General features: G+C 39.0%; 15 protein-coding genes. 8 read left to right on the forward strand and 7 right to left on the reverse strand.

The window, feature by feature from the left end; all coding sequences use genetic code 11:
* The first annotated feature begins 439 nt into the window (after positions 1-439).
* Positions 440-1438: a beta-1,6-N-acetylglucosaminyltransferase gene (locus tag Q0590_RS20260; RefSeq protein WP_302039424.1), complete on the forward strand. Its 999-nt coding sequence runs from the start codon at positions 440-442 to the stop codon at positions 1436-1438.
* A 100-nt stretch (positions 1439-1538) separates the two neighbouring features.
* Here the strand turns inward: Q0590_RS20260 and Q0590_RS20265 are convergent, their stop codons facing one another.
* Entirely contained in the window at positions 1539-2051 is a 513-nt protein-coding gene (locus Q0590_RS20265; RefSeq protein WP_302039425.1) for a YciE/YciF ferroxidase family protein, read from the reverse strand.
* Between the two features lie 144 nt (positions 2052-2195).
* On the opposite strand from Q0590_RS20265, the gene thpR reads away from it, so the two are divergent.
* Together thpR and Q0590_RS20275 are read left to right on the forward strand one after the other, a co-directional pair.
* Positions 2196-2732, forward strand: a complete 537-nt coding sequence (gene thpR, locus Q0590_RS20270) for an RNA 2',3'-cyclic phosphodiesterase (protein WP_302039426.1) — start codon at positions 2196-2198, stop codon at positions 2730-2732.
* A gap of 212 nt (positions 2733-2944) precedes the next feature.
* Complete coding sequence (locus Q0590_RS20275; RefSeq protein ID WP_302039427.1) at positions 2945-3838, forward strand: lytic transglycosylase domain-containing protein; 894 nt, start codon at positions 2945-2947, stop codon at positions 3836-3838.
* A gap of 539 nt (positions 3839-4377) precedes the next feature.
* Here Q0590_RS20275 and Q0590_RS20280 read toward each other — a convergent pair.
* Both Q0590_RS20280 and Q0590_RS20285 read right to left on the reverse strand, forming a co-directional pair.
* Positions 4378-5568, reverse strand: a complete 1191-nt coding sequence (locus Q0590_RS20280) for a hypothetical protein (protein WP_302039428.1) — start codon at positions 5566-5568, stop codon at positions 4378-4380.
* Positions 5569-6010: 442 nt separating this feature from the next.
* Positions 6011-6940, reverse strand: coding sequence for a S1C family serine protease (locus Q0590_RS20285; protein ID WP_302039429.1), 930 nt, complete (start codon positions 6938-6940; stop codon positions 6011-6013).
* A gap of 258 nt (positions 6941-7198) precedes the next feature.
* On the opposite strand from Q0590_RS20285, the gene Q0590_RS20290 reads away from it, so the two are divergent.
* The gene (locus Q0590_RS20290; RefSeq protein ID WP_302039568.1) at positions 7199-7471 is read left to right on the forward strand and encodes a UBP-type zinc finger domain-containing protein; all 273 of its coding nucleotides are present in this window, start codon (positions 7199-7201) and stop codon (positions 7469-7471) included.
* 52 nt (positions 7472-7523) lie between these two features.
* Here Q0590_RS20290 and Q0590_RS20295 read toward each other — a convergent pair whose 3' ends face one another.
* Positions 7524-9899, reverse strand: coding sequence for a polysaccharide biosynthesis tyrosine autokinase (locus Q0590_RS20295; RefSeq protein ID WP_302039430.1), 2376 nt, complete (start codon positions 9897-9899; stop codon positions 7524-7526).
* Between the two features lie 13 nt (positions 9900-9912).
* Positions 9913-10689: a polysaccharide biosynthesis/export family protein gene (locus tag Q0590_RS20300; protein ID WP_378411306.1), complete on the reverse strand. Its 777-nt coding sequence runs from the start codon at positions 10687-10689 to the stop codon at positions 9913-9915.
* Between the two features lie 694 nt (positions 10690-11383).
* On the opposite strand from Q0590_RS20300, the gene Q0590_RS20305 reads away from it, so the two are divergent.
* From Q0590_RS20305 to Q0590_RS20320, 4 genes are all read left to right on the forward strand, one after another.
* On the forward strand, positions 11384-12769 hold the full coding sequence (locus Q0590_RS20305) for an undecaprenyl-phosphate glucose phosphotransferase (protein WP_302039431.1): 1386 nt from the start codon (positions 11384-11386) through the stop codon (positions 12767-12769).
* 84 nt (positions 12770-12853) lie between these two features.
* Positions 12854-13606, forward strand: a complete 753-nt coding sequence (locus tag Q0590_RS20310; protein WP_302039432.1) for a WecB/TagA/CpsF family glycosyltransferase — start codon at positions 12854-12856, stop codon at positions 13604-13606.
* A 27-nt stretch (positions 13607-13633) separates the two neighbouring features.
* A complete protein-coding gene (locus tag Q0590_RS20315) occupies positions 13634-14698 on the forward strand; it encodes an NAD-dependent epimerase/dehydratase family protein (protein ID WP_302039433.1) in 1065 nt (354 codons plus the stop codon).
* Positions 14699-14999: 301 nt separating this feature from the next.
* Positions 15000-16691, forward strand: coding sequence for an alpha-amylase family glycosyl hydrolase (locus Q0590_RS20320; RefSeq protein ID WP_302039434.1), 1692 nt, complete (start codon positions 15000-15002; stop codon positions 16689-16691).
* Between the two features lie 70 nt (positions 16692-16761).
* Here Q0590_RS20320 and Q0590_RS20325 read toward each other — a convergent pair whose 3' ends face one another.
* Both Q0590_RS20325 and Q0590_RS20330 read right to left on the reverse strand, forming a co-directional pair.
* Complete coding sequence (locus tag Q0590_RS20325) at positions 16762-19551, reverse strand: TonB-dependent receptor (protein WP_302039435.1); 2790 nt, start codon at positions 19549-19551, stop codon at positions 16762-16764.
* Positions 19552-19863: 312 nt separating this feature from the next.
* Positions 19864-21378, reverse strand: coding sequence for a TonB family protein (locus Q0590_RS20330; RefSeq protein ID WP_302039436.1), 1515 nt, complete (start codon positions 21376-21378; stop codon positions 19864-19866).
* Between the last annotated feature and the right edge of the window lie 71 nt (positions 21379-21449).

The raw sequence follows: 21449 nt of genomic DNA on the forward strand, positions 1-21449 counted from the left end.
AGCTTGCTACGTCTTCAGAAATATACTGGCATCACACTGAACGCTCTATCAGGGTTAAGGCTTTATGTTACGTAGCAATCAGAATAGTTATTTATGCAATCTTTTCTCTGTTGGCCCAACCTTTGTGAGCTTTAAATCATACGGATTCTAGAGAAAAAGTACGTAAATATTGTCAGAGAATACGAGTAATAACAACTTTGTTTCAAAAATAAATGCAATTTAAAAACTGCAAATTTTGGCTTATCCCATGCAATCATTTTGTATCGTAAATAGTATATGTGTCTAGTATACGGCAAGCAATTTTTAAAAGTTGAATTTATTATAGTAGCTCTTACACTTCACTAAACTTTCCAATAGCTTCCTTTTTTAATCTAATTTTAATATGATTTTAATGTTGTCCTTGGGGCATTTGAATATCTTACCAAGACAATAATCCCTTATGAAGATACTGTATATTATTCTTGCCCATAAAGAGCCTTCTCAAGTCATAAAATTAGTAGAAACCCTTAGTGCCAATGAACATTATGTAATTCTCCACTACAATAAATTATCCAGCAACGAAGAGTTTGCTGTGCTGAGAGATAAATTCCAAAGTAATCTACACGTGTTTTTTTTAGACAGAATTAAAACTGCCTGGGGACACTTTTCTTTAATGGAGGTAGTTGTTAATAGTTTGAAAAAAGCGAAGTCGCTGGATATAAAATATGATCATGCCGTTATTCTAAGCGGCCAGGATTATCCTATCAAGAGCAATACAGAAATCAAACGGTTTTTGGAAAGCCATCCACAAAAAATATTCTACAGGCATTTTGAAATTACGCCAGATATGGGTGAAAACAAGCCGTATGTACATCCGGTGAACGATAGGGTAACTACACGGCCACAACATCACCGGATTGATTCTTTTTATTGGAGACTCAATAGCCGGAAGTATCTATTACTCCCCGGAGAACCAAACCCAGATGCTACCAGTTTGAGAAGCCTTGTTTCAAACAAGATTAAGTTCCTTTTAAGGAAAATTGTTAAACGCGAATTTCCTGATGGGTTCAGGCCATATTTCGGAGCTACTTTTGGTATTATTACATTCGAATTTGCTGAGTATTTAATAAACTTTTACGACCAGCACCCTCATTTCAATAAGTATATGCAATATGCTTTTTGTGCGGACGAAATGTATCTGGTTACGGCAGCAATGAATCATCCGTATTTTGCCAGTAAGATGGTTAATAATAATATGATTTTCAGCAAGTGGAGCGAAAAAGGAGGATTGAATCCTGTCTTATTGACTTCTCAGCATCTGGAAGAATTAATGCAATCCAGTAAGCTTTTTGCCCGCAAATTTGACACAACAGTGGACGCTTCAATTCTGGAGATGATTGATGAAAAATTGCTGCTAACGCCTGGCTTTACTGCTTCTGTTGACACAACCAACAATTAAATTACGATCAATAATAGATTGCCATATACTTATGAGTTATAAGTTACAATAAAAAGAGGCTACAAAATAGCCTCTTTTTATTGTGAAGTACCTTAATTACCTAGGTATTTTTGGCGCTGCCAGGCATTGCCTTCTGGTTGATGTAGCCTTTTGCCAGATTATTCAGAAGGGTGTCTGTTTTCTGCTCTTCGTTTAACGTCTGTTCCAAAAGTTTATAAATGTCGTTCTTGCCCAGGCGTTGTGCGAAATGAGCTGCAGTACCATAGCCGGAAATTTCATAATGTTCCATCTTCTGTGCAGATGCAATTAGTCCGGCATCTTTTACTTCAGGAGTTGCATTCTCATCTATCATTTCTTCACTCTCTTTAATTAAACCCTCCATAGCTTCGCATTTCATCCGGCTTGTAGGCATACCCATTAGTTGGAATATTTGTTCCAGCCGGCTTTTTTGCTGTTCTGTTTCTTGTAAATGGGTTTCAAATGCTTTTTTTAACTGAGGGTCATTTGCTTTTTTTGCCATTTTAGGCAAAGCCTCCAGAGCTTGTTTTTCAGCACTGTATAAGTCTTTAATAGAGTGCTCTAGCAAGTCATCTAAGTTTTTTAATTTAGCCATAAAAAATATTGTTTAGGTAATTTATTTTCTGTCTATACGAGCTTATCAGTATTAGGTTAATAATCCAGTGGACTATTTATTCAGGATAGACGTTTTATTTGTAGTGGTGCTAATTTCTTAGAGAATCTACCTGTATTTTTCCTTATGGCCTTTAAAAGATTGTTTGTTGCTTTATCCATCAAAGAACGGTTAAAACACTCGTTAGAAGCCTGTAGAGCTACTTTGCCTATATTTGGCTTGGCATGGGTTAGAGAGGAAAATCTGCATATTACTGTACTATTCTTAGGGAATATAGCTGAAGCAGACATTCCGGCCATCCAAGAAAAGCTACAAACATTATCTAACCTGAAACCTTTCCAGCTCCAATGCACCCACCTTGTACCAGTAAGTAAAAGAGGAAGACTTACAATGTTATGGGCAGGATTTGCGGAAAGCCAGGAATTTGTACGCTTTGCAACTCAACTAGCTAGCCTGTTGAATCACCCGCCAGATCATTCTCCATTGCCCCATGTTACACTGGCCCGCGTAAGAAAAGGACAAAAGGTGAAGCTTCATGAGAATCAGCTTCCTGTCTTTGCAAGCCATTCATGGGTAGTGCGTTCCTTTGGCTTATGGGTATCTGAACTTAATCCCGCTGGCGCTAAATACACCATCCTGCAAGAATGGGAACTGAATGGGTAAACAGGAAACTTTTGAGGCGTGAAGCCAACCTGAGTGGGAAGCAAAAAAAATGGAAAATGAAGCAGGGTAGATGCCAGAAGGACCTGTTACGGTGTGAGAAATGGCAAAAATTAGATAAAGTAAGACGTTGTTTTTTTATCTTTTCTGTGTTTTTTAAAATTAAATATTATAGTATCATTGCCTGAGATGTACACACTTTAATTAGTAAAAAATTGAAATACGCTGTTGTTTTTGCCTTTATTTTAGCTGCAACCTGGAGCCAGGTTTTTGCCCAGAATGGAAATGCCATTTTTCAGAAAGTTTCGAATGTTTATATTCCCCAGGAAGTATATTTTGCTGGTGAAAAAGTGCCTTTAGAAGATCCTGAAGTACGCGAGCGACTGGAGCGGGAACTGATTATTAATACCTATAAGCACGCAACCACATTTATCATATTAAAAAGAGTGAACCGGTGGCGTGATAAAATTGAGCCCATGCTGGTTGAAGAAGGCGTTCCTAAGGATTTCTTCTATCTGGCTGTTATTGAAAGTGAACTGGAGCCTTACGCAGATTCTGGAAAAGCACATGGTTTCTGGCAGTTTACAGAAGGTTCAGCAAGAGGGCAAAATCTGGAAATGAACAGATATGTAGACCAGCGCCGTGATCCCTTACTTTCTACTAAGGCAGCAGCCAGACACATAAAAAGTAACTATGCCGAAATGCGTAACTGGACATTGGCCGCCGCCGCCTACAATCTGGGGTTACCCACTTTAAAACGGGTAAAAAATTACCAGCAGATGGATAATTATTATGATCTGTACCTGACTTCTGAAACAGCCAGATACGTCTTCCGGATTTTAGCCATGAAACTGATCATTGAAAATCCCGAAAAGTATGGATTCTATTTGACAGACAAAGATAAATACCAACCTTATGCTACTACAACAGTAAAAGTAGACCGTACCATTGATAATATTGCCAAATTTGCTTTAGATAATAAGATCAACTATAAACAACTCAAACTGTATAACCCGTGGATAAAGTTTGATTCCAAAGACGATTATACGTACCGCTTCGAAGTAACTCCCGGAAAGGTTTATCATTTTCAGATCCCTGTAGTTAAATAAAAAGAAAGCTATTTTGCTTACAAAGGGCTTACTGTTAATCACAGTAAGCGCTTATTATTTATAAGGAATATACTTGTTGGCTGACTAGATTTCTTTATAGCCTTTAATTTAGAAACTATATGTCTTTCTTGGTTCAGTTTGCTGTATCCGAAGATGGAAGATGACTATAATAAAATAGCCATCTGGTATTATACAAACCTTTTTGTTCACAAAGCTGTCGTATACAGGCAAAGAATAATCGTACAAAGCACATTGGATTAAATGTAGAAGAACATCTCTTGGTTAATGGATAGAAGATAGATGTAAACATGTGGTTTACTGATCTACATATATCTTTATCTGCAGTCCTGATACATTCAGTTTAAATGTTTAGTTTCCCTGGCAGATATGGCATAGGATACATCATCAGCATAGAAACTCTATAAACCGATGTTATAAAAATTGAGATAGGAACTTATCTAAAGAGATTATTTTAAAGATTATATAACTACAAAAGGCTACCTTATTGGGCAGCCTTTTGTGGTTAGTTTTGTTTATAATTATTGATATTGGATATAAAGAGGCTTTGGATTAAGCGCCAATACTTCTTCGGGCTTCATCAACCGTGACCCGTTTCTTATATCATTTTTGTAAAATATTTTAAATCCTGTGTATTGCACTGGTTCTTTTACAATATACCGGCGATACGTATCTTTTTTCAAGGTAGGAGCACCCCATCCATCCATATGCATTACAATCTGTACGCGGGGATCCAGTTTTATCTGGTCGTAGTTGGTAATCATTTTTTGTGTAAAGCGGTGTACAATAAACACTTTAGGCGGAATCTGGTGCTGATCTACCAGGTTAGCCAGGAAGGTAGAAGCAAAGTTCAGGTCTGCTGCATCAAAGCTTCCCATCTTTTTTCCTGGAACAGCGCCGTCTTTCATAGCAAACTCAGCATCCACACCTAAATGCACATTAGGCCGGGCAAGCAAGTGTGCAAATCTGGGCAATTCAGCCTGCAAATCGCTATGACCTACTTGAATATCAATAAAAACGATGGCATTCCGTTTGGCCGCCCAGGCTATTACATCTTCGGCTACTTTATCGGTCATGCGTAAACGGTATTTGCTATCCCGGCCGGGAGCTCCTTGGGCTGTTACCATAATTACATGCAAGGCAGGCATAATAGGGGTAGTAGGGTCGGCTTTTTTCCAGGCTTCTATTTCTTCATCTAACCTAGACAGCATTTGATCCGGGGGCAGTTCGCCTAGAATACCCATGAGTCTGGAAAGCGGATTGCCATAAAATGCAATAATCCGGTTGTGCGGTAAAATAGATCCTGGCAACGGTTCTGGCATTTCCGGCCACTTTACTGGCTTTGACGAAGCCGTATCTATGGGGTAAACTTTTGCTAATGTATCTTTTTTTGCCAGGGTAGCCAATGTATCTTTTTTAACAGAATCAACTTTTGCCGTTGCGGCTCTGCTGGCAAGAGTAGATGAGTCTACTACGGCCACCTCCTGTTCGGTTATTGCAATTTTGTCTTCTGTTTTAGTACCGCTGTTTTGGCAAGAAACAAGCATAACAAAAGTAATGGCTAGGGATACAGGGGTCAGGCGGTAAGAAATGGGAGAGAAGGAAAAGGGTTTTAAAAAAGTAACTATTTTCCTGAATGATAAACCAAAATTAGTTGTGCTTAATGCAACTAATGTAACAAAGGCTGCTCTAGCCTTCACAAATTTGTTCATATATGTGTTATTCAATTAGTAAGTGATGCGAGTAGAAAGCTGCCGAATAAGTGATAAAAAACTGCCTTTCTACTTATTCTGCTGCAATTGTAAGCAATTTGATTATTAATCTAGTATCTCCCAAATACGATTATTTTTTGCTTCATACATTCACGTAAGAAATGGATAATCTTTATATGGGAGTTCTGGTAAACAGGAATTCAACAAGAGTAACCTCTTGCCGCCATCAGTGGTAGATCCAGTAATAACTAAAGAATAATCTGAGTTTATAAAGTAGCCAAGGTGTGGCTATCCCTTATAACAAAAGAAATATAAAGGAGACAGACTGAAAATATGAATTTAAAGCAGAGGAAATGTTGAGTTTGTTAGAAACAATTTCTGCTTTCAGTAAAAATGGATAGTTTTCCTGAAAGCAGAAATTGTTGAATGAAAATTATGATCATCAGGCAGCTTTATGTAAGGTCGGATGAATGTTTATATCCAGTTTTTGCGTGTTGCGTAAAACTGTTAATGTTGATTGTTTATCTATTTTATCTTGAGTCAGAAGCTTAAATAATTCATTGGAACTGCTTACCATACTGGTTTCAAAGCCAATTATGATATCCCCTTCTCTAAGCAAAGAATTACCAGCCGGTGAGCCTTTCTCAATAGATACCACAAACAGGCCTTTGTTGTGTTTCAAACCGTAGAAGTTGACAATTCTTGGATTAATCGTAATCTCCTGCATTACTACGCCAAGATACGCTTTGGTAACTTTGCCGTCTTTAATCAAAAAGCCGGCAATATCTTTGGCTGTATTAATTCCAACAGCAAAACTTAATCCCTGAGCGCCACGGATAATTGCCGTATTTACACCAACAACTTCGCCTTCGGCATTTACCATAGGTCCGCCTGAGTTGCCAGGATTTAATGCTGCATCGCTTTGTATGACGTTATCTACCAGGCGGCCCGAAGTGGTTCGCAATGTTCTGCCCAATGCGCTAACTACACCCGTTGTAACGGTGTGCTGATATCCATAGGGATTGCCAATAGCTATAACCAGTTGCCCAATGTTTAATTCTTCTGAGTTACCAAGACGGGCAGTAGAATAACCACTTGCATATATTTTAATGACTGCTATATCCGTGTCAGGGTCATCACCCAGAAGAAATGCTTCTGCTTCTGTGCCATCCAGTAAGGTGACTAGAATTTTATCGGCTCCTCTTACAACGTGGCTATTGGTGAAGATGAAGCCATCGGACGAAAAAATAAAACCAGACCCTGAGCCAGCAGGAGATAACTTACTTTGTTTATTTTTAAGTATATCTATTTTAACCACTGCATTCTTGATTTTATTCACCGCATGAATAACAATGTTTGAAAATTCATCCATAAGTTTTAATATTAAGTGTTTGTTGTTTCAGGTTTTTACTACCCAGTAATGAACCATCTATAGTTGCATCTATGGCAAATTTATTTCCAGTTGATTTTTGCAGTAATAATGTCAGGTAGGGTCAGTAGAAATTACCAAGAACGACGTATTGGCAGTACGTGTAAAATACATGGGAATAAATCAGAAGAAAATCTATACAAGGAGGGTACAATTCCTGAAACAAGCAGTATTCGATTGTTAACTAGTTTTGAAGCAGTTATGGCTATTTCAACAAAAGTTTGTTCACATTTAGAAAATTTACAAATTATCCGGTCTGATATATATCAATGTGATGAATGTGTGGCCTTGGGCGATACATGGGTCCATTTGCGTATTTGCCAAACATGTGGAGGAGTGCACTGCTGCGATAGTTCGAAAAATAAACATGCTACCAAACATTTTTTAAGAAGCGGACATCCGGTAGTAATTTCGGCAGAGCCTGGAGAAAGTTGGGCGTGGTGTTATCAGGATAACACATTTACAAACTACTGAAGGCAACAAAAAGGGCACATAGTATATGTGCCCTGTGTTTACGTGCATTTACTTATGCTTTTTGGTAGTATCCTCGTGTTTTGCTCCGGTAGTCGAATCCATACATCTCAGAGAAATTAATATCATTTAATACGATGCTTAAGTTATGTAACGTTTTGCTCTCGTATAGTTCATTCACCATTTCAAGTACAGGTTTGCGGGTGTAATTGGCCCGGATTACAAAAATATTGGCATCCATATACTCTTTTAATACCATATATTCGGCAACATAGGAAATTGGGGGAGTATCAATGATGATATAGTCATATTCGAGTTTCAACCGCATAATCAATTCACGCATTTCATCCAGCTCTACTAACTCAACTGGATTAGGTGGCGTTGGCCCAGAGGTAATTACATCGAAATTCTTGATTTTGGTAGGCTGTACAATTTCATCCAGCTTGCTGTTGCGTATTAAGTAAGAAGACAAGCCTGCCATATTTTTCATACCTAGGTAAGAAGCTACTTTCGGTTTTCGTAAATCTGTATCGATGAGAATCGTTTTCTTGCCTGATAAAGCAAGCACCGTACTTAAATTTATTGCACAAAAAGTTTTACCCTCGCCACTTGCAGACGAGGTAATGCCAATTGTTTTGTGTTCGGTTCCTGCCACCAGATATTGCAAATTTACCCGCAGCGAACGGAAAGATTCTGATACAGAAGATTTATAATTGTCTGTACGAGCCAGGATGGCATTCTTCCCATCACTATGGCCAATCATACCGAGGATTGGGATATTAGTAGCATTTTTAACCTCCTCCTTCGTTTTGATCGTATCGTCAAACATATCAGCTACAGTAATGCCAATTGCCGGAAGACATAAACCTGCTAAAATAGCTATAAGAAAAATCGCATTTGTTTTTGGTGCTGTTTTTTCACCTACCTTGGCTTTATCTACAGGCCGTTTGCTGGCTGTATTCGTAGCTAAGAGGATTTGCGCTTCCGCTAATTTTTCTTGTAAATAATTTCGTGTCTGGTCGTTGTATTCGTAGCGCTGTTGCAAATTTCTTAACTGGCTTTCGTTTTCGGGAATGCGGTTGATATTTCCATATAAGGCGCCTATGCGCTGCTCTACACTGCGCAGGTCTTGTCTTCTGGCGGCCAAGCCTTCCCGCAAATTGCTAATGATGGATCTTCTCCGGGATACAATTTCAGTTTCTACAGGCTGGATACTGGGATGGTCGGGCTTTAAAGTAAGAAGCAATTTTTGTTTCTGCTGGTACAGGTTGGCAAGCTCGTTTACCTGCGTAATAATTACCGGACTGTCTATACCTGAGGTGGCAGGAACAGCATTAGTAGCCACGTCCTGATTCCTCTCCATGTAATTCAATACATCGGTATAGGTTCTGATCCTGGATGCTATTTGCTGTTTTTCGGCGTTAAACTGATCAATTTTATCATACACGTTCATCCGGTCTACTGTTACATCTGTTTGCCGGTTAGAACGGTAAGATGTAAGGTCATTTTCAGCGGTGGCTAGTTGTTTGGATACATCTGCCAGTTGCGTTTGAATATATTCAATGGTTTTGATGCTGGTTTGTCTTTTTTCAATCAAATCAGTTTCTGTAAATACACTTACCAGGGTATCCAAAAACTTCATGTCTTTGTCTACCACCGGGCTTTCTAACTGAAGATCTATAATGCGCGACTCCCGGCTAATGGCTTTGGCTTTTAGTCGTTTCTGGTAATTTTTGGTCAGATTGTTTTTGTTGTTTACTTCAAAATAAAATTTTTTGCCAGTATATTCTTCATGGCCTTCATTCAAAAATAGTTTGAAATTTAAATGCTTATCTTGAAAAGGCTCGTTAATGGTAACAATCTTGTTAATTTCAGGGCTTTCTATTTCAGCGGAAGTTTTGTTGGTTGAAATATTGTACAACTTTGTTGTCTGGCCACCTTCTACAGACAGTTGAAATTTGTTTTTTGATAGTATACGAATATAAATAGGCGTATTCAGTAACTGATTTGCTTCCGGATTCAGTACAATTTTGAATGGATAGTTATCAGAAATCCGCTCTTCTACTTTTAAATCCCCAAAAGTATTGATCCAGGCATCAGGAACGATGTAATAGGAAACGCCATAATCCAGCCGTTCAATGGCTTTTTCAATCATATCGAAGGAAGTGATCAAGCCAATCTGGTCTTCTACTTCTATCACTTTTTTCTGAGTTTCTACCACCCCAAGTAATTCACTTGTCCCACGCTGCCCGGCATTTTCATTTTCCAGCAATATGGTCGCATTCACCGCGTAAACCGGGTTCTGTATTTTATTATATATATATGCAATGCCTACACATAGTATAAGAGCAGCCAGGAAGTAATACCATTTTGCTACGAACTTAAAAAACAGTTTTTTTAAATCTATCTGTGTTTCAGGGCGTTGTTTCATTTTAATCTTAAATTTATCTGTTGGGGTTAAAGTAGTTTAGCACAAGGATTACAGCCGAAACTGCACCAAAGAAAGTGCCAAGTGGTGCTAAATTCGACCTGGAAATCGCCGCTTTCATGGGTTGAATATATACAACGTCATTGGGTAACAGATAGTAATACGGAGATTTAATGATATTAGGGTCTGTTAGATCTAATAAAACTACTTCCAGGCCATTGGGATTCTGTCGAATCAATTTAATGTTTTTTCTACTGCCATTCTGGGTAAGGTCTCCGGCTAAGGCAAGTACTTCGGGCAGAGTGACCTGTTCATTGTATACATAGTAATACCCAGGACTCCTCACATCACCCAATACACTGACTTTAAAACTTACCAGTTTAATAACAACAGTGGCATTGTTCAGATACTTATCTACATTTTGCTGCACCAGCGTTGAAACCTGGCTTACCGTTTGATTGGTCACTTTTAAACGTCCAATTGTTGGAATAGTAATAAATCCTTGTTCATCTACTGAGTAGCCAGTTACGTAAAAGTTGGCAGCTGGGTTTATGCCTCCACCAGCAGCCACAGCGTCCAGGTTAAAAATATTTGGTGTTGTATTATCCAGATTAGAGACAACTCTTATGGACAAAATGTCATTGGGCTGTATTTTATATTCAGGTCGTTTATTTTCAATGAGTGTAGGCGAATTTTTGGAGAACTTATTGCTTTGGAAGTATGTAAGTTTTTTCTTGGATATACACGAACATATGGATAGTAATAAAATTAAAGTGAATAACAGTTTTGACATTTTTGAGTCGTAGTTTTGTGGGTTAGGTATGTTACTAGTAGAGTTTTTAAAATTTTACAGACTATATATAAATAAAACAAGATAGTATTTGGCTACTATAGATAATTGTAGAAATAAAGTTTGGCATTACTTGATATTAATAAAAATAATGAGAGATCACTGGCATCTGGTTTGAGTTAAAAACCCTTTGTTAGGTAGATTAAGTAATTGTAAAAGAATATAATAAAACCTAAGGTAATAACTCTTATTGAAAATAAATTCATTAAAGTAAATATTAATTTTTTTATTTTCATGTAAAATTATTTAGTCATACGTAGATTGGCTGGAGAATGAATAAGAATGTAGATTTATATTTTTTTTCGTTTCTTAAAAAAATAAATACTATTAAAAAATGAAAATTAGTAGTAACATTGAATATTAAATGTGTTTATAGAATAGTTTGTACTATCACTTCTAATAAAAAAAATAAATTAGATTCATCTCAGCTAAGCTTACTTATTACACCAAGTAGGTATATATTATATATGTAATAATTTTGGCAATTATACCACTTATTCGTCACTTGCATGTGTAACATATTAGAATAAAATCCTGCTGTCATATCCTGTGTTCGCAAATATTGCCCTTTACGTAAAAGGTTAAAAAAAGTATAGCAGACGATGCTTAGGAACAGTAAAAGATATAAGAATAATATATGAAAAAAAACTTACCATATTCTCAGTTTGTAGGTATCTTTTTGTTGATAGCTGATTTTATTATCATTGATTTTTCATGTAAGCTGGCTTATTATCTACGTTTCGGGAGTAATACGAATCATGAAGATTACTATGTATCTCTCTTTGTAATCTTTAATCTGGCCTGGATTGCTTCAGCATTATTCAATAATGTGTACAATCTGGAAACACTTTTTAAATTCAAAGTACTGCTTACGAAGATTTTTTATGCATTCGTTTTCCATGCATTGCTTATGTTCTCTTATATAATAAGCTTCAAAGAACATGACTTTGCCCGGTTATTCTTATTTTATTCCTATATTCTAGCGTTTGATGCCATAATTTTCTTCCGGATTATTTTTATTCTTTTCCTGAAGTATTTTAAAATGGCTGGTATCAATGAGAAAAGGGTAGTAATTGTAGGTGCCGGTTACGCAGGAAACGAGTTGTATCACTATTTTATAAAAGACAAAAGCCTGGGTTACCGGTTTATGGGTTTTTTCGATGATGCTCCCGAAATTCCAAGCCTGATGATTAAGGGAAAAATCAAGCATTTGAAGGATTATTGCATTAAAGAAAATATAGATGAAATTTATTATGCATTATCACTTACCTCTAATGATCTAATAAAAGATCTAGCAGATTTTTGTGATGACAATTTCATTTATTTCAAGATTGCGCCGGATTTCAGAGGGCTTGTTCAGAAAAAGGTGAATATTGATTTTTATGAAAATATTCCCATCATGACCTTCCGCAGAGAACCTTTAGGAATAGCTTTTAATAGGGTAGTTAAGCGGGCATTTGATATAGCATTTTCATTAATGGTTATTTGTTTCATATTCCCATTTATCGTACCTGTCATTGCTTTTCTGATTAAGCTGGAATCCAAAGGCCCAATATTTTTTAAACAGCTTCGCCCAGGTAGGAAAAACAAACTTTTTGAGTGTTATAAATTCCGGACTATGCGGGTTAATAACCAAACAGAATTACAGGCTACTAAAGCTGATCCCCGGGTAACTAAAGTAGGTAAGTTCTTGAGAAAGACAAGTTTAGATGAACTTCCCCAATTTTTTAATGTACTGTTAGGGGATATGTCCGTAGTTGGTCCACGACCTAATTTGATTACCCAGCTGGAAGAATATTCAAAAATAATTGATAAATATGCAGTCAGGCACTTTGTTTCACCAGGGATAACTGGTTATGCTCAGGTTAATGGATACCGGGGAGAAACCAAACAGGTGCAACTGATGCAAAAACGGGTGGAGTACGACGTAATGTATATGGAAAACTGGAGTTTCTTCCTGGATTTAAAAATCATCTTCCTTACTGTATGGAATATGATAAAAGGTGAGGAAAATGCATATTAAGAAGATATATACAATGCATCAAACCTCTACTAGATAAAAGCAATTTTGTCAGACACCTAGCTATACAGACCTCAGCAGATTACTATGGAAAAAAGAAAAGTGTTGACTTCTTTGATTTCAACAGGCACTTTTAATGATTTTACAGAGACTATTTTTCGGTTAACAGAAGAAAAAAAATCTTCATATGTGTGCTTTGCCAATGTACACATGGTAATTGAAGCATATAAAGACAAAAATTTTAATAGCATACTCAATGAAGCAGATTTGGCTGCACCAGATGGAGCACCTATATCTAAAGTTATGTGGCTGATAGATAAATTCAAGCAGGAACGCGTGTGTGGAATGGATTTACTGCCGGTGTTACTGAGGGAAGCAGCCAAAAGAAATAAATCCGTGTACTTTTATGGATCTACAGAGGATGTATTAAATGCTATGCTCAAACGTATTGAAGCCGAACTACCCAATCTTAGGGTTGCCGGAGCATATTCTCCACCATTCCGTACGCTCACCGAAGAGGAAGATCAGCATATAGTACAGACAATTAATCAATCAAAGGCAGATTTGGTTTTTGTAGCCTTGGGTTGCCCTAAACAGGAAAAATGGATGGCTGCCCATAAAAACAAAGTTAATGCCTGTATGCTGGGTGTTGGCCAGGCTTTTTTGGTGTATGCCGGCCTTGAGAAAAGGCTTCCACAATGGGCCAGAGACCTTTCTTTGGAATGGGTATATAGATTATATCTGGAACCCAACCGGTTATGGAAACGGTATTTAACTACAAATTCTCAATTTGTTTACTTGTGTTTGAAGCAAAAGCTCGGGCTGATACGGTTTAATTAAAATTTTTTATACAAATTTAATAGCTGAATGAAAAAGTTGATTGTAACAGGGTCTAGTGGGCTTATTGGAAGTGAAGTAGTGGAACATTATTGCCAGAATGGCTGGAAAGTATTTGGAGTAGATAACAACATGCGGGCAGATTTTTTTGGCCCTAATGGCGATACCCGTTGGAATCAGAAAAAATTATCGGCAAAATATTCGAATTTCGAACATATCGAACTGGATATCAGGGATAGAAACAAGGTATTGTCTACCTTAAAAGAGATACGCCCGGATGCTATTGTTCATACGGCAGCCCAGCCCAGTCACGATCTGGCAGCCAGCCGTCCTTTCGACGATTTCGATGTAAATGCCGTAGGTACACTCAACTTACTTGAAGCAACCAGGCAAGCCAGTCCCGAAGCTGTATTTGTGCATATGTCTACTAATAAAGTTTACGGGGATGCACCCAATAATCTGAAACTTGTAGAAAAAGACACCCGCTGGGATTTTGCTGATTCCGCCTATTACAATGGCATCAAAGAAACGTTTACTATAGATCAGTCGAAACATTCGTTATTTGGTGCATCCAAAGTTGCTGCCGATGTATTAGTGCAAGAATATGGAAGGTATTTCAATATGCCAACCTGTTGTTTAAGAGGAGGGTGCCTGACAGGCCCAAACCATTCTGGGGTAGAATTACACGGATTCCTTAGTTACTTAATTAAGTGCAACCTGGCAGGGCGTCAATACAATATTTATGGCTATAAAGGAAAACAGGTACGCGATAATATTCATTCATTTGATGTAGTCCGGTTTATGGAAGAGTTTATTGCTCAACCTAGGGTAGCAGAGGTGTACAACATAGGGGGTGGCCGCGAAAACTCAATTTCTATTCTGGAAGCCTTTAGTCTTATTGAAAATATTTCTGGTAAGAAAATGATTTACGAATACGTAGACCAGAACAGGCAGGGAGACCATATGTGTTACATTTCCGATTTAAGCAAAATGAAAAGCCACTATCCAAACTGGGGTATTACTAAAGATTTGTCTACTACTTTCACTGAAATATATCAGTCATGGGTAGAACGGGTACCTTCATCTATTATGTAATTCGTACCTTAATTCAATAACACAAAAAGTGCTTTTGTCAGGTCAACGATCTGACAAAAGCACTTTTTGTGTTAATTAGCAGGAGTTGTTTTGAAATAACCGAGCAAAATCCCAGCATAAAACCAGTGCAAACAGTCTTTGGGCTCATAACGTAAAGCTTGGCTTCTTATCCGATAAAGCCACTGTATATGTTCTCTAAATTCTCATCTGCGGAACCGATGTGGTCTGGGAGATATGGATACTTGTAGTATCTTTGTTATTCCCAAACTTATCCAACGATCACTTCAGTCTACCACACAACATGAGCCATAAACTAATCCTGCCAGTTTTATTTGCTCTTGCTCTTACACAATGTACAGAGTCAGCTAAGCAAAAATCAGAAGACACTATTCAGTCAGTAGCCAAAGAGAAGCCATTTTCCTGGCGTAATGCCACTGTTTATTTTCTGCTTACCGACAGATTCAATAATGGTAATCCTAAGAATGATGTAAACTTTAACCGTACCTCAAAAGCAGCAAATTTGCGTGGGTTTGAAGGAGGAGATATAGCCGGAGTTACGCAGAAAATTAAAGATGGCTACTTCGATAAGTTGGGGATAACCGCTCTCTGGTTAACACCGTTGGTAGAACAAATTCATGGTAAAACAGATGAGGGAACTGGGGCAACGTATGGCTATCACGGTTACTGGGCAAAAGACTGGACTTCCTTAGATCCCAACTTTGGTACGGAGCAGGAATTGCTTGAGCTGGTAAATGTAGCACATGAACATGGAATCCGGGTTTTGTTTGATGTAGTGATCAATCATACAGGACCAGTAACAGATAAAGATCCGGCGTGGCCAGATTCATGGGTAAGACAAAGCCCTGTTTGTTCTTACAAAGATTATCAAACAACTGTTGAGTGTACATTAGTAAAAAACTTACCCGATATCCATACTGAAAGCAATCAGCCGGTAGAATTGCCTGAAAGCTTGAAGCAAAAATGGCAACAAGAAGGCAGGCTAGAAAAGGAAATTAAAGAGCTGGATGAATTTTTTAGTAAAACCAATTATCCAAGAGCACCCAGATTCTATATTATTAAATGGCTCACTGATCTGGTGCGTAAGTATGGAATAGATGGTTTTCGGGTAGACACGGCCAAGCATACGGAAGCCAGCATCTGGGCAGAACTGGAGAAAGAAGCACAAAAAGCATTTGATGATTGGAAAGCAAATAATCCTGGAAACAAATTGGATGATACTGACTTTTTTATGGTGGCAGAGGTATATGGATTCAGCGCAGGAGCCGGCAGAGCCTATGATTATGGCGACAAGAAAGTAGACTTTTATGACAATGGCTTTGAATCTATGATCAACTTTGCTTTTAAATACGATGCAAAAGGTGTGTATGACAGTTTGTTTACAAAATATGATACAGTTCTGCACGGAGGGTCACTAGAAGGACTAAATGTATTGAACTACCTGGCCTCCCACGACGATGGCGATCCGTTTGACAAACAAAGGCAAAAACCACTTGAGTCTGGTACTAAACTTTTGCTGGCTGGCGGAGCTGCTCAAGTTTATTATGGAGACGAAATAGCCCGGCCATTGGTCATTCCAGGAGCCGAAGGGGACGCTAACTTACGGTCAGTGATGAACTGGGAGGCGTTGGAAAAAGATTCACTGGCCAAAGCAACCTTTGATCATTGGTCTAAATTGGGGAGATTCAGAAAAGAACATATAGCCATTGGCGATGGTAAACATACCAAACTACAGGACACTCCGTATACATTTTCCAGAACATATGCCCAGAATGGCTATCAGGATCAGGTGGTTGTAGCCCTGGATGCACCGGCAGGCAACAAAAGTATATCAGTAGGAAATGTTTTTCAGAATGGGGCAAAGCTGATAGAATACTATTCGGGTAAACCGGTAGAGGTGAAAAATGGGAAAGTTGAATTGACAACTCCCTACACAACCGTACTATTAGCTGCAGAAGAAAAGGTTTCTTTATAAGCTCAATCGTTTCTCAAATAAAAGCCTGGCACTACTATGTGTCAGGCTTTTATTTGAGAAACTGAACTACTTAAAATCTGGCAGAAAGATTCACAAAATAATAGCCACCATTAAACCCAAATTGTGTAGCGGCACGGCTATATACAAACCGGCCAAAGGAAGAATTGTCTAAATTCGTAGGATCGCCGGGAGTAGGATATTGTCTAACCTGTATCTCATCTGGATAGACATTGAATAAATTATTCGCTCCCAGGGTAGCTTGCAAAAATTTAGTTACCTGATAACTAACACTCAAGTCAGTAAGGGCTTTGGGTCTGTAGGTTTCATCCAAGGCTGGGTTGCTGATGTCAAAAGCCTTTACTACGCCATAGTTTGTGATGCGTGCGTTGGCACCGAATTTTCCTGCTCTGTAGTTGGCGCCAAAGGTAAATTTATTTCGTGGCTGCGACCACTCCAGCCGTGAACGTTCCTGCCGGTTAAATAAGGCATTGCCAAATACATCTGCCGGCAATGTCTCAGAGACTTTTGGTTCACCCTGCACCTTGGTTTGGTTAATGTTGCCAGCCAGAGTTAGGGTTAGTATGCCTGTGGGCATAGTAATATCATTGGAAATTACCACGTCAATGCCTTGCGTGCGGGTACTGACAGCATTTGTAAAGAAAACGGCAGCATTCACTTCGGTTTGTCCGGCAGCGTCCAGGATTTGTGCTACCTGAGGTCCTATGCCACTGGTGCCCCGGGCAAATTGTCCGGTGAGTACAATACGGTCATCTATATCAATCTGATAGGCATCTAGAGTAATACTTAAATTTGACACCGGTTGAGAAGTAATTCCCAGGCTATAGTTAATTGATTTTTCTGCCGTTAATGAAGGGATACCAAAAGCCTGCGCCACAGGGCTTCCATTGGGAAATGTACCTTGCTGCCGTGGTTGCAGCCCTTGCCCGGCAACGGAAACAAAAACGGTAGAAATGGCGCTGAAATACCGTTGATGAATAGAGGGAGCCCGGAATCCATTAGAAAGTGTACCCCGTAACGAAAGAAAATCAGCAAATTTATACCTGGCGCTTAACTTTCCGGCCAAATTTCCTCCAAAGTCACTGTAATTTTCATACCGGCCGGCAGCATTCAGCAAAAGTTTTTCAGTGATATCAGTCTCAATATCCAGGTAGCCTGCAAAAACGTTCCTCGATTCGTTTACTGCATTTTCTGGCTGAAAACCTGGAAATACCTGTGCGCCGCCTGCCCGTAACGGACTTGCGTTTAAATCATAATTGCGGTAGGAAGCCTCTTCTCCCGGTTCAATCTCATAATTATCCAACCTGTATGACAAGCCTGCAGCTATATTAAAAGAGGTCAACCCTATTGCTTTTCCAAAATCTTTAGAAATTCCAACATCGGTCGTATTCTGATTGAACTTGATGGTACCTGCATAAAATTCAGTTTGCGCATTGGCTCCCCTGGCAAACTGAGAAGCATTATTTGAATTCTCTACGTCAAAGCGGAAAGAGTTTCCTCCAAATACACTAGACACATCCCAACGCCAGCCATTTCCTATTTCTCCCCCGACACCAGCCAGAAAAGATAAATCCCATATAGTTGAATGAATTTCTGGCAGAAAGCCATTTGGGTATAATTCAGGAATTACTTGCGTAGTCTGAAAAGGATAGCGGTAAAACCCGGCCGCTTGCCCTTTCCGGTGGTTCAGGATGCTGGAAAAGTAAACCTGGGTTTTGGGTGTTACCTGAAGTTCACCATTAAGCATACCTCCAAAATTGTTTACAGCTGAGTTACCAATTTGCATATTATTTTCCCGGCTAAATCCCCGTTCTTCAATGAGTGCCTCATCCTGAAGATAGAGGTTTTGCCGGCGGGCAAGCCAGTCTGCCTCCGTTTCATTGGCTCCTCTTGCTGCATTCCAGTTTACATACACTGGCCCGGTATACGTTCCAGCCCGGTTGGTGCCTTCCCGGAAACGAACATCCACAGCCGCTCCAATAACACCTAATTTACCAATTTTAAATCCATGATAAGCGCCAAACTGAGCATTACTACCATCTCTTTCATAAAACTGCCCAACATGCAGATTGGCTGTAGTACCGGTATCTTTTTTCAATACTACGTTCACTACCCCAGATATAGCATCTGACCCATACTGGGAGGCTGCTCCTTCGCGGAGTACTTCTATCCGGTCAATGGCCGAGGTAGGAATGGTATTAAGATCGGTTCCTACCGACCCCCGGCCTACAGTGCCATTAACGTTAACCAATGCCTGATTGTGGCGGCGTTTCCCATTAACGAGCACCAATACCTGGTCGGGTCCTAAGCCACGCAGGGTAGCTGGATCTATGTGGTCTGTGCCATCGGCAATGGTCTGCCGGGCAGAGTTGAAGGAAGGAGCTACCAGATTTATCATTTGAGTAGGCTCAATCTGCCCGGTAGTTTGAAGTTCCCGAGCTGAAATTACATCTACCGGGGCTACCGTTTCTACACTGGAGCGGACTTGGGTGGACCGGGAACCTACAATTACTACATCCGAAAGGGTTTGTATGTTTTCTACCAGGCCAACATTCAATGTAACATCCGTACTTGCAATGGTTACATTTCTGGTTTGCGCATCATACCCTACATAAGAAAATTGTATTTGATAGGTACCTGCTGCCAGATTCAAGGTATAGTTACCCTGCGCATCCGTGCTAACACCTTGATTGCTACTCTGCACTACTACCGATACCCCCGGCAAAGGCTCTCCACTTTGTGAATCGGTTACCTTTCCTTGTAAACTTTGGGTATATCCGGGAATAAAGGCTAGCAACGCTAGGAATACCGCACAGATAGTTAATTGATGTGGGTGGTTCATGGTTAGATAAAAGTTAGGTTACATAAATTGGATAAGTAGTTAAGTTTATAGGGTAACAGGTAAAACAACTAAATAGATACGTAACTAAGGTAAGGTGAAGTAGTAGAAAAATCGCAAGTAATCTGGGAAATATACTTTAAATATACAGGTTTTGTTTCCTGAACATATGTGATGCTGCTTATCCGGCTACGTATCCCATTATCTACTCAGATTTTAAGAGGATGGCATAAAAGAAAAGGTGTACAAACGTATAGATTGTACACCTTTTAAAGTTGAAGATAGTAGTAACGAAAGCTAAACGAACCCAGTAGGTTAACTTTTACCAACCGGATTGGGCGTGGTATTTTCTCCAAGGGAAAACTGAATAGGAATACTCATCCGCTGTTTTATAGGTACACCTTTTTGTTTGCCTGGATTCCATTTTGAAGAAGCTACTACCCGGACAGCCTCTTCATCGCAGCCGCCGCCTATTCCTTTCAAAATTTCAACATCTGTTACTGTACCATCTTCCTGCACCACAAACTGAACAAATACTTTCCCTTGAATATTAGCCTCTCTGGCTGTTGCCGGATAGGTCATATTGGTTTGTAAGTAGTTCATTAATTGAGCCATGCCACCTACCGGGGAAGCAGCTTCTTCTACAACGGAATATACACCCTTGGTATCTCTTAACGCTTCTGCATGGTTGCTCACATCTTGCAGTAAAATGCCTGTGGTTCCTTTTTTCGGATCAGCAAGGATAGCCAACGGTTTTTTAGTCTCTTTATATTTTTCTACCAGGTCAGCTACTTCTTTCTGATCGCCTTCTATATACGTAAACTTGGCATTGGGATCTTTTTGCTTAATTTTATTCACCTCTGCTTGTAATTCGGCTGGAATTTCTGATTCATTTACCTGGGAAAGTGTTTTATTGGTATCCATTACTTCTTTCATGGCCTGGTCCTGGCAGGCAACCACAAATACACTTCCGGTGAGTACTGGTACTACGACAGCCAGCTTCCACACGTTCAATTTTTTCTTTACAGATTTAATCATGGCAATACGTTTTATGGTGAGAGATTGGTTAAAATGGCTGGCAAGCGTAAAATTAGCTGATAGCAACGCTTCCCTAGCTAAAAGTTGGCAATAGTATTCCCGGTTGTAGGATTGTACCGTTTGCTGATCTGCCTGGTATTCATGAATAGCTGTAAGTATATTTTTTGACAGATGAACAAATGGATTGAACCAGAATACGATCTTCACTATTTCAATAAAGAGTATATCTAATGAATGATACTTGGACGCATGGGCCAGTTCATGGGTAATAATAGGATCCTTTTCCTGGTGGCCAAATCCGTGTACCCGGCTAATAAACACATAGTGGAAAAATGAAAAACTGGCGATAGGTTTGGTAGATTCCAAAATCCGGTAGTTGCCTTGCCGGAAAGAAACAGGCGTATTTTTTAGTAGCCATAAAAGGGTAGTCAGCCTGATACAAAATACTATAAAGAAAATACCCAGACCGGCTATATACACATAAGTTAATACATCCAGGAGTTGAAAAGAAGCGCTGAAACTTTCTGCCGAAGACAATGAATTTTGCAAAGCGGTTATAGTTACCTCAGGTAAGGTATATGCTTCAATAAACTGTGAAATTGCCGGAAGCGTATCTGACTGAATACTGAATTGAAAAAAAGGCAACACAATAGATAAAAAAAGCATGCCTACTATATATAGGCGCTTAAGCTGAAAATGATGTTCGTGGCGGAGAAAGATCAGATAAACAATAACCGATATCCCAACCATTGCATTAGCTTCCAGAAGATAAAGGAAAAAGAATGCTTTCATATAACTAAATGTTTAGTAATAAAACTAATTATTTAGTTATAAAGTTGCAACTACTTTTGCATTTATTTTTT

This window comes from Rhodocytophaga aerolata (genome assembly GCF_030503435.1).
In the GTDB taxonomy this organism is placed as follows: Bacteria; Bacteroidota; Bacteroidia; order Cytophagales; family 172606-1; genus Rhodocytophaga; species Rhodocytophaga aerolata.

Coding starts and splice junctions, on each gene's coding strand:
- Q0590_RS20285 (WP_302039429.1), bottom strand. CDS start 6,940: ATGGATGAATTTTCAAACATTGTTATTCATGCGGTGAATAAAATCAAG.
- Q0590_RS20325 (WP_302039435.1), bottom strand. CDS start 19,551: ATGAACCACCCACATCAATTAACTATCTGTGCGGTATTCCTAGCGTTG.
- Q0590_RS20320 (WP_302039434.1), top strand. CDS start 15,000: ATGAGCCATAAACTAATCCTGCCAGTTTTATTTGCTCTTGCTCTTACA.
- Q0590_RS20315 (WP_302039433.1), top strand. CDS start 13,634: ATGAAAAAGTTGATTGTAACAGGGTCTAGTGGGCTTATTGGAAGTGAA.
- Q0590_RS20265 (WP_302039425.1), bottom strand. CDS start 2,051: ATGGCTAAATTAAAAAACTTAGATGACTTGCTAGAGCACTCTATTAAA.
- thpR (WP_302039426.1), top strand. CDS start 2,196: ATGGCCTTTAAAAGATTGTTTGTTGCTTTATCCATCAAAGAACGGTTA.
- Q0590_RS20290 (WP_302039568.1), top strand. CDS start 7,199: ATGGCTATTTCAACAAAAGTTTGTTCACATTTAGAAAATTTACAAATT.
- Q0590_RS20295 (WP_302039430.1), bottom strand. CDS start 9,899: ATGAAACAACGCCCTGAAACACAGATAGATTTAAAAAAACTGTTTTTT.
- Q0590_RS20310 (WP_302039432.1), top strand. CDS start 12,854: ATGGAAAAAAGAAAAGTGTTGACTTCTTTGATTTCAACAGGCACTTTT.
- Q0590_RS20300 (WP_378411306.1), bottom strand. CDS start 10,689: ATGTCAAAACTGTTATTCACTTTAATTTTATTACTATCCATATGTTCG.
- Q0590_RS20305 (WP_302039431.1), top strand. CDS start 11,384: ATGAAAAAAAACTTACCATATTCTCAGTTTGTAGGTATCTTTTTGTTG.
- Q0590_RS20280 (WP_302039428.1), bottom strand. CDS start 5,568: ATGAACAAATTTGTGAAGGCTAGAGCAGCCTTTGTTACATTAGTTGCA.
- Q0590_RS20260 (WP_302039424.1), top strand. CDS start 440: ATGAAGATACTGTATATTATTCTTGCCCATAAAGAGCCTTCTCAAGTC.
- Q0590_RS20330 (WP_302039436.1), bottom strand. CDS start 21,378: ATGAAAGCATTCTTTTTCCTTTATCTTCTGGAAGCTAATGCAATGGTT.